13 protein-coding genes and 2 pseudogenes are annotated in these 12,684 nt (G+C 72.7%); 8 read left to right on the top strand and 7 right to left on the bottom strand.

Going from position 1 to position 12,684, the window contains the following annotated elements; all coding sequences use genetic code 11:
- Positions 1-2 precede the first annotated feature (2 nt).
- Positions 3-725 carry an IclR family transcriptional regulator gene (locus DAI17_RS04395; protein ID WP_107771605.1) on the bottom strand — a complete coding sequence of 241 codons (723 nt, stop codon included), beginning with the start codon at positions 723-725 and terminating at the stop codon, positions 3-5.
- Positions 726-847: 122 nt separating this feature from the next.
- On the opposite strand from DAI17_RS04395, the gene leuC reads away from it, so the two are divergent.
- The 3 genes and pseudogenes from leuC to DAI17_RS21770 all read left to right on the top strand — a co-directional run.
- Positions 848-2,266, top strand: a complete 1,419-nt coding sequence (leuC, locus tag DAI17_RS04400; protein ID WP_107771606.1) for a 3-isopropylmalate dehydratase large subunit — start codon at positions 848-850, stop codon at positions 2,264-2,266.
- Positions 2,267-2,269: 3 nt separating this feature from the next.
- Entirely contained in the window at positions 2,270-2,875 is a 606-nt protein-coding gene (leuD, locus tag DAI17_RS04405) for a 3-isopropylmalate dehydratase small subunit (RefSeq protein ID WP_107771607.1), read from the top strand.
- A gap of 154 nt (positions 2,876-3,029) precedes the next feature.
- A pseudogene (locus tag DAI17_RS21770) lies at positions 3,030-3,284 on the top strand (HU family DNA-binding protein); the annotation flags it as partial.
- A gap of 320 nt (positions 3,285-3,604) precedes the next feature.
- Here the strand turns inward: DAI17_RS21770 and DAI17_RS21775 are convergent.
- Both DAI17_RS21775 and cofC read right to left on the bottom strand, forming a co-directional pair.
- Positions 3,605-3,769, bottom strand: a pseudogene (locus tag DAI17_RS21775) (hypothetical protein); the annotation flags it as partial.
- A gap of 77 nt (positions 3,770-3,846) precedes the next feature.
- Positions 3,847-4,515 (bottom strand): 2-phospho-L-lactate guanylyltransferase, encoded by a 669-nt coding sequence (gene cofC, locus DAI17_RS04415; RefSeq protein WP_107771609.1) that lies wholly within the window; start codon positions 4,513-4,515, stop codon positions 3,847-3,849.
- Between the two features lie 100 nt (positions 4,516-4,615).
- Between cofC and DAI17_RS04420 the strand changes: the two genes are divergently transcribed.
- Together DAI17_RS04420 and DAI17_RS04425 are read left to right on the top strand one after the other, a co-directional pair.
- Positions 4,616-5,335, top strand: a complete 720-nt coding sequence (locus DAI17_RS04420) for a lysophospholipid acyltransferase family protein (protein WP_234412187.1) — start codon at positions 4,616-4,618, stop codon at positions 5,333-5,335.
- Positions 5,332-6,333 (top strand): NAD(P)H-dependent glycerol-3-phosphate dehydrogenase, encoded by a 1,002-nt coding sequence (locus DAI17_RS04425; protein WP_107771611.1) that lies wholly within the window; start codon positions 5,332-5,334, stop codon positions 6,331-6,333. The genes DAI17_RS04420 and DAI17_RS04425 overlap by 4 nt, the downstream gene beginning before the upstream one ends.
- 216 nt (positions 6,334-6,549) lie before the next feature.
- Here DAI17_RS04425 and DAI17_RS04430 read toward each other — a convergent pair whose 3' ends face one another.
- Positions 6,550-7,647 carry a trans-sulfuration enzyme family protein gene (locus DAI17_RS04430; protein WP_107771612.1) on the bottom strand — a complete coding sequence of 366 codons (1,098 nt, stop codon included), beginning with the start codon at positions 7,645-7,647 and terminating at the stop codon, positions 6,550-6,552.
- Positions 7,648-7,679: 32 nt separating this feature from the next.
- Between DAI17_RS04430 and DAI17_RS04435 the strand changes: the two genes are divergently transcribed.
- Positions 7,680-8,795, top strand: coding sequence for a D-alanine--D-alanine ligase family protein (locus DAI17_RS04435; RefSeq protein WP_107771613.1), 1,116 nt, complete (start codon positions 7,680-7,682; stop codon positions 8,793-8,795).
- A 23-nt stretch (positions 8,796-8,818) separates the two neighbouring features.
- Here the strand turns inward: DAI17_RS04435 and DAI17_RS04440 are convergent, their stop codons facing one another.
- Together DAI17_RS04440 and DAI17_RS04445 are read right to left on the bottom strand one after the other, a co-directional pair.
- On the bottom strand, positions 8,819-9,247 hold the full coding sequence (locus DAI17_RS04440; protein ID WP_159081353.1) for a DUF3515 family protein: 429 nt from the start codon (positions 9,245-9,247) through the stop codon (positions 8,819-8,821).
- A gap of 47 nt (positions 9,248-9,294) precedes the next feature.
- The gene (locus DAI17_RS04445) at positions 9,295-9,531 is read right to left on the bottom strand and encodes an Lrp/AsnC family transcriptional regulator (RefSeq protein WP_107771615.1); all 237 of its coding nucleotides are present in this window, start codon (positions 9,529-9,531) and stop codon (positions 9,295-9,297) included.
- A gap of 65 nt (positions 9,532-9,596) precedes the next feature.
- Here DAI17_RS04445 and DAI17_RS04450 point away from each other — a divergent pair, with 65 nt between their 5' ends.
- Positions 9,597-10,559, top strand: a complete 963-nt coding sequence (locus DAI17_RS04450) for a thiamine-phosphate kinase (RefSeq protein WP_107771786.1) — start codon at positions 9,597-9,599, stop codon at positions 10,557-10,559.
- Positions 10,560-10,652: 93 nt separating this feature from the next.
- On the opposite strand, the gene rpmB is transcribed toward DAI17_RS04450, so the two are convergent.
- Complete coding sequence (gene rpmB, locus DAI17_RS04455; RefSeq protein ID WP_056885645.1) at positions 10,653-10,838, bottom strand: 50S ribosomal protein L28; 186 nt, start codon at positions 10,836-10,838, stop codon at positions 10,653-10,655.
- Between the two features lie 210 nt (positions 10,839-11,048).
- Between rpmB and DAI17_RS04460 the strand changes: the two genes are divergently transcribed.
- Positions 11,049-12,683 (top strand): DAK2 domain-containing protein, encoded by a 1,635-nt coding sequence (locus DAI17_RS04460; RefSeq protein WP_107771616.1) that lies wholly within the window; start codon positions 11,049-11,051, stop codon positions 12,681-12,683.
- The last annotated feature ends 1 nt before the right edge of the window (position 12,684 follow it).

A 12,684-nucleotide genomic window follows, 5' to 3' on the forward strand; every position in this document is an offset into this window, starting at 1 on the left:
GCCTACTCCGCGGCGGCGCGCCGCAGCGACTCCGAGAGCCGCTCGGCCGCGGCGAGGACCGCGGGGGCGTGCATGCGACCGGGCTGCCGGGAGAGGCGCTCGAGCGGCCCCGACACCGACACCGCGGCGATGATCTTGCCGCTGGGGGAGCGGACCGGGGCGGACACCGACGCGACGCCCTGCTCGCGCTCGCCGACGGACTGCGCCCAGCCCCGACGACGGATGCCGGACAGCGCGGTGGCGGAGAAGGCGGCGTTCTGCAGGCCACGGTGCATGCGCTCGGGGTCCTCCCACGCCAGCAGCACCTGCGCGGCCGAGCCCGCGCGCATGGTGAGCTGGGACCCGACCGGGATCGTGTCGCGCAGGCCCGACGGGCGCTCGGCCGCGGCGACGCACACGCGGTGGTCGCCCTGGCGGCGCCAGAGCTGGGCCGACTCGCCGGTGATGTCGCGCAGGCGTGCCAGCACCGGGCCGGCGGCGGCGAGCAGCCGGTCCTCGCCCGCGGCGGCGGACAGCTCGGCCAGCCGCGGCCCGAGCACGAAGCGTCCCTGCATGTCGCGGGCCACGAGCCGGTGGTGCTCGAGGGCCACTGCGAGGCGGTGCGCCGTGGGGCGGGCGAGGCCGGTGCCGGCCACCAGCCCGGCCAGGGTCGCGGGACCCGACTCGAGGGCCGAGAGCACGAGGGCCGCCTTGTCGAGCACGCCGACACCGCTAGAGTTGTCCATATGGCAATACTGCCGTCTCAGATCATGGGATGCAAGCGGTAGGGTCTGGGACCACCGCCACTGGACATCCCGCGTCGTCGCCCATCGCGCTGCGACGCGACCACCACGAAGGAGCGATCGTCATGGGCAAGACCCTGGCCGAGAAGGTGTGGGACGAGCACGTCGTCCGCAGTGCCCCGGGGGAGCCCGACCTTCTCTTCATCGACCTGCACCTCATCCACGAGGTGACCTCGCCGCAGGCCTTCGACGGGCTCCGGCTCGCCGGCCGCCGCGTCCGCCGTCCCGACCTCACCCTGGCGACCGAGGACCACAACGTCCCGACCGTCGACTGGGACAAGCCGATCGCCGACCCGGTGAGCAAGACCCAGGTCGACACGCTGCGCAAGAACGCCGCCGAGTTCGGCGTTCGCCTGCACCCCCTCGGCGACGTCGAGCAGGGCATCGTGCACGTCGTGGGCCCGCAGCTCGGCCTCACCCAGCCCGGCATGACGATCGTGTGCGGTGACTCCCACACCTCCACGCACGGGGCGTTCGGCGCGATCGCGTTCGGCATCGGCACCTCCGAGGTCGAGCACGTGCTGGCCACCCAGACCCTCACCCAGGCGAAGCCGCGCACCATGGCCGTCACCGTCAACGGCTCGCTGCCCGAGGGCGTGACGGCCAAGGACCTCGTGCTGACGCTCATCGCCCACACCGGCACCGGCGGCGGGCAGGGCTACATCGTGGAGTACCGCGGGCAGGCCATCGAGGAGCTCTCCATGGAGGGCCGGATGACCGTCTGCAACATGTCGATCGAGTGGGGCGCCAAGGCCGGCATGATCGCCCCCGACCAGACGACGTTCGACTACATCCAGGGCAAGCCCGAGGCGCCGACCGGCGCCGACTGGGACGCCGCCGTCGAGCACTGGCGCAGCCTGCGCACCGACGACGACGCGGAGTTCGACGCCGAGATCGTCCTCGACGCGGCCGAGATGACCCCCTTCGTCACCTGGGGCACCAACCCCGGCCAGGGCGTGCCGCTCGGTGCGACGGTGCCCAGCCCCGAGGACTTCGACGACGAGACCGACAAGATCGCCACCGAGAAGGCCCTGGAGTACATGGGCCTCGAGGCCGGCACGCCGATGCGCGACATCAAGGTCGACACCGTGTTCGTCGGGTCGTGCACCAACGGACGCATCGAGGACCTCCGCCTCGCCGCCGAGATCATCGAGGGCCACACCGTCGCGGAGGGGACGCGACTGCTCGTCGTGCCGGGATCGGTGCGGGTGCGGCTCCAGGCGCAGGAGGAGGGGCTGGACAAGATCTTCATCGCTGCCGGCGCCGAGTGGCGCGGCGCGGGCTGCTCGATGTGCCTGGGCATGAACCCCGACCAGCTCGCCCCGCAGGAGCGCAGCGCCTCCACCTCCAACCGCAACTTCGAGGGTCGCCAGGGCAAGGGCGGTCGCACGCACCTCGTCTCGGTGCCGGTCGCGGCGGCCACCGCCGTCCGCGGCACTCTCTCCTCGCCCGCCGACCTCGTCCCCGCCCTGCAGGAGGCCTGAGCCATGGAGCCCTTCACCACCCACACCGGCGTCGGCGTGCCGCTGCGCCGCAGCAACGTCGACACCGACCAGATCATCCCGGCCGTCTACCTCAAGCGCGTCACCCGCACCGGGTTCGAGGACGGCCTCTTCGCCGCCTGGCGCGGTGACGAGTCGTTCGTCCTCAACAAGCCGGAGTACGCCGCGGGCACCGTGCTCGTCGCGGGCCCCGACTTCGGCACCGGCTCGTCACGCGAGCACGCCGTGTGGGCCCTGCAGAACTACGGCTTCAAGGTCGTGATCTCGCCGCGGTTCGCCGACATCTTCCGCGGCAACTCCGGCAAGGCGGGACTGCTCGCGGCGCAGGTCGACGAGAAGGTCGTGCAGCGCCTGTGGGACCACCTCGAGGAGCACCCGGGTGCCACCGTGACCGTCGACCTGGAGTCGCGCACGGTCCGCGCCGGCGAGGGTCCCGGTGCGATCGAGGACTCCTTCGACATCGACGACTACACCCGCTGGCGGCTGCTCGAGGGCCTCGACGACATCGGCATCACGCTCGGGCACGAGGCCGACATCGCGGCGTACGAGGCGACGCGTCCGAGCTGGAAGCCCGCGACGCAGCACGCCTGATCGACCTCCCTCCACCCCACTTCGAGCCGGAAACCCCCAAAAAACCGGGGGAAACCGGCCCGAGGTGATTGTGACCCATGCCACAGGTGCCTAGCGTGCGAGGCAACGGGTCGAGCACGGGCTCGGCGCACTGGGTTCATTGGAAGGGAAGACAGTGAACAAGTCTCAGCTCATCGACGCGCTCGCCGCGCGTTACGAGGGGAACCGCAAGCAGGCCGCGCACGCGCTCGACTCCGTGCTCGACACCATCACGCGTGAGGTGGCCAAGGGCGAGAAGGTCGCCATCACCGGGTTCGGCTCGTTCGAGAAGGCGGTCCGCAACGCGCGCTGGGTGCGCAACCCGCAGACCGGCGAGCGGATGAAGTCGAAGAAGAAGGCCGTTCCGAAGTTCTCGCCCGGACAGGACCTCAAGAACATCGTCTCGGGCGCCAAGAAGCTCCCCAAGCTCACGGCCGCGACGATGCCCAAGCCGCCGTCGGTCCGGGCCGTCGCGACCGCAGCCACCGCGACCGCCGCGGCCGCCACCAAGAAGGGGAGCGCCTCGAGGTCGGCGGCCTCCAGGACGGCGTCGAAGACGGCGCCGGCGAAGAAGTCCACCGCGAAGTCCACGCCCTCGAAGTCGACGGCGTCGAAGTCGACCGCCGCCAAGAAGACGACGCCCGCGAAGAAGTCGACCACCAAGTCGACCGCCTCCAAGTCGGCGCCCGCCAAGAAGACGGCGTCGAAGTCGACCGCCTCGAAGTCGACCGCCTCCAAGTCGACGGCCTCGAAGTCGACGGCCTCGAAGTCCACCGCGGCCAAGAAGGCGCCCGCCAAGAAGGCGTCCACGACCTCGGCCGCCACGAAGGCGCCGGCCAAGAAGACCACGACCGCCTCGACGGCCAAGAAGTCCACGACCAAGAAGGCGGCCGCCAAGAAGTCCTAGCGGCAACCACGGCCGCGACCTCGTCGCTGCCGTGCCGGACGGCGGGTCACCCCTCGGGTGGCCCGCCGTCTGCGTCCTCGCCGACGTGCCCCTCAGGCTTCCCGCCGGACAGGACCTCCTCGGTGTGCGGGCCCACCCCGAGGACGAGTGCGCCTCCGAGGTCGCCGAGGTCGTCGACGTCGAGGCGCAGTGTCGCGGCGGGGGCCACCACCTCGCGGGCGCCGGTCTGGACGTGCCGCGTCGCGGAGCCGGGTCCGAAGTGGGGCTCGAACTCCGCAACGGGGGCGGCGTACACCGTCGTGCCGGTGCCGGCGGCGTCGCGCACGAACGTCGGGCCGGCCACCTCGTCCAGCGCGGCGGCCAGGTCGTCGGGGACGAGCGCCGGGAGGTCGGCGCACAGGGTGACCGGAGTGGTGCCCGGCCAGCGCCGGCCGGCCTCCGCCGCCGCTTGCCGCAGCGACGCGTTGAGGTCCTCGCTGACCCCGTCGGGAATGACCTCGCAGCCGTCCTCGGCGAGCTCGGCGGCGAAGCGGAAGTCGTCGGTGACGGCGAGCACCGCGACGACCCCCGGGGTACGCCGCGCGGCGTACGCCGTGTCGCGCGCGAACGCGGCGGCGAGGTCGCGCCGCCTGGTGTCAGGGAGTCCGCGCAGGCGGGACTTGCCGAGCGCCGGAGGCTTGACCGGCAGGATCACGACGAAGGACGCGGCAGACATCGAGGAGATCCTCCCACGACCGAGTAGCCTGCGGGTCGACGTACAGGGAGGGGCTGAGCAGGTGCGGGTTCGCAAGTTGCACGAACAACGGGGTTGGGCGGTGACGTTCGCCGCCTCGGTGATCAAGCCGACGCTGCTCGCAGCCACGTCGCGCACGTGGATCGACGGGACCCGCATCCCCGCCGAGGGTGGCTGCATCGTGGTCGCCAACCACATCTCCCACCTCGACCCGCTGCTCACCGCGCACTTCGTCTACGACCACGGCCGGATACCGCGCTACCTGGCCAAGTCCAGCCTGTTCCGCACACGCTTCGTCGGCACCGTGCTGAGCTCGGCGCAGCAGATCCCCGTCGAGCGGTTGAGCAAGAACGCCATCGGCGCGTACGACGCCGCGGTGCGCGCCGTCAACGACGGCGAGTGCGTCGTGGTCTACCCCGAGGGCACGCTCACCCGCGACCCGGGCCTGTGGCCGATGACCGGCAAGTCCGGCGCGGCGCGGATCGCGCTCGCCACCGGGGTCCCGGTGGTCCCTGTGGGCCACTGGGGTGCCCAGGAGGTGCTGCCGCCCTACTCCAAGCACCCGCACCTCGTCCCGCGCAAGCGCATCGTCATGAAGGCCGGACCGCCGGTGCCGCTCGACGACCTGCGCGCGAAGCCGCTGTCGCCGGCGCTGGTGCACGAGACGACCGAGCGGATCATGGCGGCGATCACCGACATCGTCGCCGAGCTCCGCGGCGAGCAGCCGCCCGCCGAGCGCTACGACCCCAGGAAGCACGGCGACCGACAGATCGGCAACCCCCACAAGAAGGATCGCGGATGACCAAGGTCGCAGTGTTCAGCGCAGGATCCTGGGGGACCGCGTTCTCCATCGTCCTGGGCGACGCCGGCAACGACGTGGTGCTGTGGGCACGGCGCGAAGAGGTCGCCGACGCCATCAACACCAAGCGGGAGAACACCGAGTACCTGCCGGGCATCGAGCTCCCGGCCAGCGTGCGCGCCACGACCGATGCGGCCGACGCGGCCGCGGACGCGGACGTGGTGGTGCTGACCGTCCCGTCGCAGTCGCTGCGCGCCAACCTCACCGAGTGGGCTCCGCTCATCCCGGAGAAGGCCGTGCTGGTCTCGCTGATGAAGGGCGTCGAGCTCGGGTCCCTCAAGCGGATGAGCGAGGTCATCGCCGAGGTGACCGGCGCCGGGCCGGAACGGATCGCGGTCGTCAGCGGGCCCAACCTGGCCAAGGAGATCGCCCGCCGGGAGCCTGCGGCCTCGGTCGTCGCCTGTGCGGACGAGGACGTCGCCAAGCGGCTCCAGGGCCTGTTCCACACCGCCGCCTTCCGGCCCTACACCTCCGTCGACGTGCTCGGCTGCGAGATCGGCGGCGCCTACAAGAACGTCGTCGGCCTCGCGGTGGGCATGGCGGTCGGGCTCGGCTTCGGCGACAACACCACCGCCTCCGTCATCACCCGCGGGCTCGCCGAGACCGCGCGGCTCGCGACGGCGCAGGGTGCCAACCCGCTGACGCTGATGGGCCTCGCCGGACTGGGCGACCTCGTGGCCACCTGCTCCTCGCCGCTCTCCCGCAACCGCTCCTTCGGCGAGAAGCTCGGGCAGGGGATGACCACCGCGGAGATCTACGCGACCACCAGCCAGGTGGCCGAGGGGGCCAAGTCGTGCAAGTCGCTGCTCGCGCTGGCCCGCGTCACCGGCGTCGACGCGCCGATCGCCGAGCACGTCGACGCGGTCATCGACGGACGGATCACCGCGCTGGAGATGATGAACGCCTTCATCGCGCGCGACACCAAGGCCGAGACGGACTGACCGGGCACTTCCGTGCCGCTGGAACGGACCGACCGGGCGCTTTCGTGCCGCTGGAGTACGCCGACCGGGCACTTCCGTGCCGCCGGGACGCGCCGACCGGGCACTTCCGTGCGCTTTGCCCTGTGGCGTGCGGTTCAGGAGTGCCCGGTCACGCCGATCCAGCGCGACGAACGTGCCCGGTCACCCCGTTTCAGCGCGACGGAAGTGCCCGGTCGGTCAGCCGACGCAGCCGTCGAGGGCGACGCGCAGGTCGGTCCACAGGTCCTCGACGTCCTCGACCCCGACCGAGAGCCGCACCAGGCCCTCGGGCACCGTCGACGACTCGGTCTTCCAGCGGCGACGCCGCTCGAAGGTCGACTCGACGCCGCCGAGCGAGGTGGCGTGCACCCACAGCTTCGTCTTGCGGGTGAGCAGGTCGGCGGCCATCGCGCCCTGGGCCAGCACGATCGACACGATCGCGCCGAAGCCGGGGTAGCGGACCTCGCCGACGGCTGGGTGCTCGGCCAGGCGGCGTACGAGCTCCTGCGCGTTGGCCTGGCCGCGCTCCACGCGCAGGTGCAGCGTGCGCAGGCCGCGCAGCACCAGCCATGCCTCGAGCGTGCCCGGCACGGCGCCGAGCAGGTCGCGGCGGCCCTTGAGCACGGAGAAGAGCTCGTCGTCGCGCGTGCAGATGGCGCCGAGCAGGACGTCGCTGTGGCCGGCGAGGAACTTGGTCGCCGAGTGCACGACGAGGTCGACCTCGTCGTCCAGCGGGGTCTGGAGCAGGGGAGTGGCGAAGGTGTTGTCGACGACGACGTAGGCGCCCGCGTCGTGGGCGGCGGCCCGGATGGTCGCGATGTCGGCGAGCTCGAGCCCCGGGTTGGTGGGCGACTCGAGCCAGACCAGCGCGGCGTCCTCGCAGGCGGCGACGACGGCCTCGGTGTCGGTCACGTCGACGAGCTCGGCGCGGATGCGGCCGCGTGACTCCAGGTCGGCCAGCTGCATGATCGTGCCGTTGTAGGCGCCCTGCGGAGCGACGACCTTGGCGCCGTTGCCGACCAGGTCCAGGACCGTCGACACGGCCGCGAGACCGGACGAGAACGTGAGGCATCGGCCGCCCTCGAGGGCGCCGACGGCCTCCTCGAGTGCCGTCCACGTCGGGTTGCCGTAGCGGCCGTACTCCAGGTCGCCGCCCGCGACGTAGGTGCTCGCCATGGTGATCGGCGTGTTGAGCGGGGCGTCCGGCACGTGCTCCGGCCGGCCGGCGGTCACCGCGACGGTGGCCGGGCTCAGCGCGGGACGGGCATCGGGTCGGGTGGGCGGGTCGGCTGCCATGCGGGCCAGCGTAGGCGGCTAGGGTCATGCCAATGAACGAGCCCCGCAAGCCCCGCGTCGCCGTCGTCTTCGGAGGCCGCTCCAGCGAGCACGGCATCTCCTGCGTCACCGCCGGCAGCGTGCTGGCCGCCATCGACCGGGAGCGGTACGACGTGGTGCCGGTCGGGATCGCGCCCGACGGCCGTTGGGTCCTCGAGGCCGACGACCCGGCGCGCCTGGCGATCAACGGCAAGGACCTGCCGGAGGTGGACGGCACCCGCGCGATGGTCGCGATGCTGGGCGCCGAGGGCGAGACCGACCTCGTCATCACCCGCGCCGCCCAGGTCCCCGAGGTCATCGGCGAGGTCGACGTGGTGTTCCCGCTGCTCCACGGGCCGTGGGGTGAGGACGGGACCCTCCAGGGGATGCTCGAGATGGCGGGTGTGCGCTACGTCGGCTCCGGGGTGCTCTCCTCGGCCGTGGGCATGGACAAGGCCTACATGAAGGTCGCGCTGGCCGCGGCCGGCCTGCCGGTGACGCCCGGCATCACCGTCACCCGGCGCGAGTGGGAGACCGACCCCGTCGGCGTGCTCGCCCGGGTCGAGGAGCTCGGCTTCCCGGCGTTCGCCAAGCCCGCCCGCGGCGGCTCCAGCATCGGCATCAGCAAGATCCACGACGCCTCCGAGATCGGGGACTGCCTGGAGCTGGCCTTCGAGCACGACCCCAAGGTCGTGGTCGAGCAGGCGATGGTGGGCGCCCGGGAGGTCGAGTGCGGCGTCCTCGGCACCCGCGACGGCGAGCCGGAGACCAGCCGTCCGGCCGAGGTGCGCACTGGCGGCGACCACGAGTTCTACGACTTCGAGGCCAAGTACCTCGCCGACCAGCAGACCGAGATCGACCTCCCCGCCGACCTCCCGCCGGACGTCGAGCAGGAGCTGCGCCGGCTGGCGGTGCGGGCGTTCGACGCGCTGTCCTGCGAGGGCCTGGCGCGCGTCGACTTCTTCGTGATGCCCGACCACACGCTGGTGATCAACGAGCTGAACACGATGCCGGGGTTCACGCCGACCTCGATGTTCCCGCAGATGTGGGCCGAGTCCGGCGTCGACTACGCCACCCTGGTCGACCGCCTGCTCACGCTGGCGCTGGAGCGCGACACCGGGCTGCGCTGACCCTCCAGGTCGCTCGCAAGGGCTCAGTGGCACGGCTCGCCGGCCGCCAGCGTCTCCTTGAGCGGCCCGGCCAGCTCGGTGAGCATCGTGTCGACGCCGGCCGAGCGGTCCTGGGCGGGCACGTGCAAGGCGACGTACGGCGTCGTGGTCAGCGCGGTGGCGGTGGCGTCGCCGCCGAGGTCCTCGAGCTCGTCGTCGGGCACGAACCAGCCGACGCCGCGCACGTCCAGGCACGGCGCGTACTCGTCGTACGCCTCCGGCTCGTCCACGCCGCAGGTGAGCTCGACCCCGCCCCAGGACGCCGTACGGTCGTGGGCGTCCGACATCGCCGTGCCGGCGAGCGGGTCGGGCAGCGCCTCGATGAGGTCGGCGCAGGCGCGCTCCTCGTCGGCCGACAGGTCCGGCAGGTCGGAGCAGCCCGCCAGGGACCAGGCCAGGACGAGCGCCAGCACAGCGGCGCCCCGCGTCCGGGCGGACGCGGGGCGCGGGTGCTGCGGTGTCAGATGTGGACGACGGGGCACGTGAGCGTGCGCGTGATGCCGTCGAGGTTCTGCACCTTGGAGACGACCAGCTTGCCGAGCTCGTCGACGTTGCGGGCCTCGGCGCGGACGATGACGTCGTAGGGGCCCGTGACGTCCTCGGCAAGGGTGACGCCCTTGACCTGGGCGATCTCCGCGGCGACCTCGGCGGCCTTGCCGACGTCGGTCTGGATCAGGATGTAGGCCTGGACGACCATCTGGACTCCTTGCTGCTCGGATGTGTCGCGGCCAACCTACCGCGTCGTCTGGTGTGATGGGAGGCATGTCTTCCCCCGCTACGAACCCGCCCGACGCGACCATCGCCGATGCCGGCGAGTTCGGCCTGATCGCACAGCTCGACGGCATCTTCGCGCAGGGCGAGCACGTGCTCATCGGACCCGGTGACGACGCCGCCGTGCTGCGCATCCGCAACGGCCACGTGGTCGTCTCGACCGACCTCATGGTGGAGTCGCGGCACTTCCGCCGCGACTGGGCCAGCGCCGAGGACGTGGGCCACCGCGCCGCCGCCCAGAACCTGTCGGACGTCAACGCCATGGGAGGTCGGGCCCACTCGCTGACCATCGGCATGGCGATGCCGCCGGACCTGCCCGTGCAGTGGGCGCTCGACTTCGCCAGGGGCTTCGCCGACGAGGCCGCCCTGGTCGGCGCGAGCGTCGTGGGCGGTGACGTCACCCGGGCCGACGAGGTCGTCATCGCCGTCACCGTCCTCGGCGCGTGCACGCAGGCGCCGGTCGTGCGCAGCGGTGCGGAACCGGGCGACGTGCTCGCGCTGCACGGCCGCCAGGGCTGGGCCGCCGGCGGCCTGGCCGTGCTCGGCCGGGGCTTCCGGTCCCCGCGGGTGCTGGTCGAGGCCTACCGTCGTCCGGAGCCGCCGTACGACGCCGGGCGGGTCGCCGCCGAGGCCGGCGCCACCGCGATGATCGACATCTCCGACGGGCTGGTCGCCGAAGCCGGCCACCTGGCCCGGGAGAGCGGCGTCGCGATCGACGTGCGCCGGGACGCGTTCGAGGTCCCCGAGCCCCTCGTCGCGGTCGGCGCGGCGCTCGGTGCCGACCCGCTCGGCTTCATCCTCGGCGGGGGCGACGACCACGCCCTCCTGGCGACCTTCCCCGACCGGGGATCGGTGCCCGAGGGCTGGCAGGTCGTCGGCGAGGTCACCGAGGGGGAGGGCGTGACGGTCGACGGTGCGGCGTACGAGGGTCCCACCGGCTGGACCCACTTCTGAGGGGTCCTGGCCACCCGGTCCACCCGGGCTCCGCAGACGACGAAGGCCCCGTCCCACGAGGGGACGGGGCCTTCGACGACGTGCGTCAGCGGGTCAGCGCGAGACCTTGCCGGCCTTGAGGCAGCCGGTGCAGACGTTCATGCGCTTGGGCGTGCCGTTGACGGTCGCCCGGACGCGCTGGATGTTGGGGTTGAAACGACGCTTGGTGATCTTGCGCGACCAGGGACGGTTGTTGCCGAAGCCCGGCTTCTTGGCGCAGATGTCGCAGACGGCAGCCACCGTGCACTCCGATCAGTTCGAGGATTCTTGTGAAAGCTTCTTGTGAAGCGGCCCGCGGAGATGTCAGCGGGCAACCGCGCCAGACTATCCGACGACCACGGACGGGATGAAATCGAAGGTGTCCCCGCCGGGCACTACCCTGTGGCACTCGCACCGCAGCGGCACATGAGAGACGGCACAGGACCGACGGCACAGGGGAGGCACACAGGGATGGAGACCGTACCCCACGGCATCTCGACCTCGTCCATCCTGCGCTTCGTCGACATCGCCTCCGACGCGCTCGCCGGCGCGCGCGAGGAGATCGACGCCCTCAATGTCTATCCCGTGCCCGACGGCGACACCGGCACCAACATGTTCCTGACCGTCGCGGCCGCCCGTGACGCCCTCCGCGAGGCGGTGGCGGCCGACGCCGACCTGCCCCTCCCCGAGGCGCTCGCGGTGGTGTCGCGCGGTGCGCTGCTCGGCGCGCGGGGCAACTCCGGGGTCATCCTGAGCCAGATGCTCGGTGCGTACGCCGCCCGGCTGGGGCAGGTGGCCGCCGGGGAGCGCAACGCGCGGATCGTCGCCGAGGCCATGCAGCGAGCCACCGACGCGAGCTACGCCGCGGTCGGCCGGCCCGTCGAGGGCACCATCCTGACCGTCGCCCGGGCCGCGTCCGACGCAGCCCTCGAGCGCGCGTCGGCCGACGGTGCGCGCGCCCGGGACGTCTTCGTGGCCGCGGCGGCCGCAGCCCGGGAGGCGCTCGCCCACACCCCCGAGCAGCTCCGGCAGCTCGCCGAGGCGGGAGTGGTCGACGCAGGCGGTCGCGGGCTCTGCGTCGTCCTGGACGCGGCGGAGACCGTGTCGACCGGGCGTCGTCCGACCCCGGCCGCCCCGACCGGGCACCGGATCCCCGTGCCCCACCCCGTCCCCGCCGACCACCTCACCGAGGATGGCCCGGCCTACGAGGTGATGTACCTCCTCGACGCCGACGAGGCCGCGATCGCCCCGCTGCGGGCGACCCTCGACAAGTTGGGCGACAGCCTCGTCGTGGTGGGCGGGGAGGGCCTGTGGAACGTCCACGTCCACGTCGACGACGTGGGCGCGGCCATCGAGGCGGGCATCGAGGCCGGGAGGCCGCACCGGGTGCGGGTCACCCACTTCGCCGAGCAGGTGGCCGAGGCCCGCCGGGCCCCGGTGACGCGTCAGCGTGCCGTCGTCGCCGTGGCCGCCGGTCCCGGTCTGGCCCGCCTCTTCGAGGAGGCCGGTGCCGTGGTCGTCCTCGGTGGCCCGGGGCACCGTCCCTCGACCGGCCAGCTGCTGGAGGCCATCCACGCGTGCGGCGCCACCGAGGTCGTGGTCCTGCCCAACGACGCCGACTCCGTCCGGGTGGCCGAGATCGCGGCCCGGACCGCCGAGCAGGAGGGCGGCGTCCGGGTGGAGGTGATCCCCAGCCAGGCGCAGGTCCAGGGCCTGGCCGCGATCGCGGTGCACGAGCCGGGACGCACCTTCGACCAGGACGTCCGTGAGATGACGGCCACCGCGCGCCACGCCCGGCACGGCGCGGTGACCATCGCCGCCCGGCAGGCCATGACCATGGCCGGGCCGTGCGAGCCCGGTGACGTGCTCGGCGTCATCGCCGGCGACTTCGCCGTCGTGGGCGACGACCTGGACGCGGTGGCGGCCGACGTCCTCGAGGGCCTCCTCGGCGGCGGTGGCGAGCTGGTGACGATCGTGGCCGGCGAGGGCGGCGCCGACCTCGCGGCCCGCGCGGCGTCGTACGTCGAGAGGACCCGGCCCCACGTCGACGTCACGGTCTACGAGGGCGGGCAGTCGCGCTACCCGGTCCTCGTGGGCGTGGAGTAGC

Origin of the sequence: Nocardioides sediminis (assembly GCF_003047295.1) — a bacterium.
GTDB classification, from domain to species: Bacteria; Actinomycetota; Actinomycetes; order Propionibacteriales; family Nocardioidaceae; genus Nocardioides; species Nocardioides sediminis.

Bases quoted from the DNA above. Each gene is read 5' to 3' on its own strand.
- DAI17_RS04395 (WP_107771605.1), bottom strand. From the start codon at position 725: ATGGACAACTCTAGCGGTGTCGGCGTGCTCGACAAGGCGGCCCTCGTG.
- leuC (WP_107771606.1), top strand. From the start codon at position 848: ATGGGCAAGACCCTGGCCGAGAAGGTGTGGGACGAGCACGTCGTCCGC.
- leuD (WP_107771607.1), top strand. From the start codon at position 2,270: ATGGAGCCCTTCACCACCCACACCGGCGTCGGCGTGCCGCTGCGCCGC.
- cofC (WP_107771609.1), bottom strand. From the start codon at position 4,515: ATGTCTGCCGCGTCCTTCGTCGTGATCCTGCCGGTCAAGCCTCCGGCG.
- DAI17_RS04425 (WP_107771611.1), top strand. From the start codon at position 5,332: ATGACCAAGGTCGCAGTGTTCAGCGCAGGATCCTGGGGGACCGCGTTC.
- DAI17_RS04430 (WP_107771612.1), bottom strand. From the start codon at position 7,647: ATGGCAGCCGACCCGCCCACCCGACCCGATGCCCGTCCCGCGCTGAGC.
- DAI17_RS04435 (WP_107771613.1), top strand. From the start codon at position 7,680: ATGAACGAGCCCCGCAAGCCCCGCGTCGCCGTCGTCTTCGGAGGCCGC.
- DAI17_RS04445 (WP_107771615.1), bottom strand. From the start codon at position 9,531: ATGGTCGTCCAGGCCTACATCCTGATCCAGACCGACGTCGGCAAGGCC.
- DAI17_RS04450 (WP_107771786.1), top strand. From the start codon at position 9,597: ATGTCTTCCCCCGCTACGAACCCGCCCGACGCGACCATCGCCGATGCC.
- DAI17_RS04460 (WP_107771616.1), top strand. From the start codon at position 11,049: ATGGAGACCGTACCCCACGGCATCTCGACCTCGTCCATCCTGCGCTTC.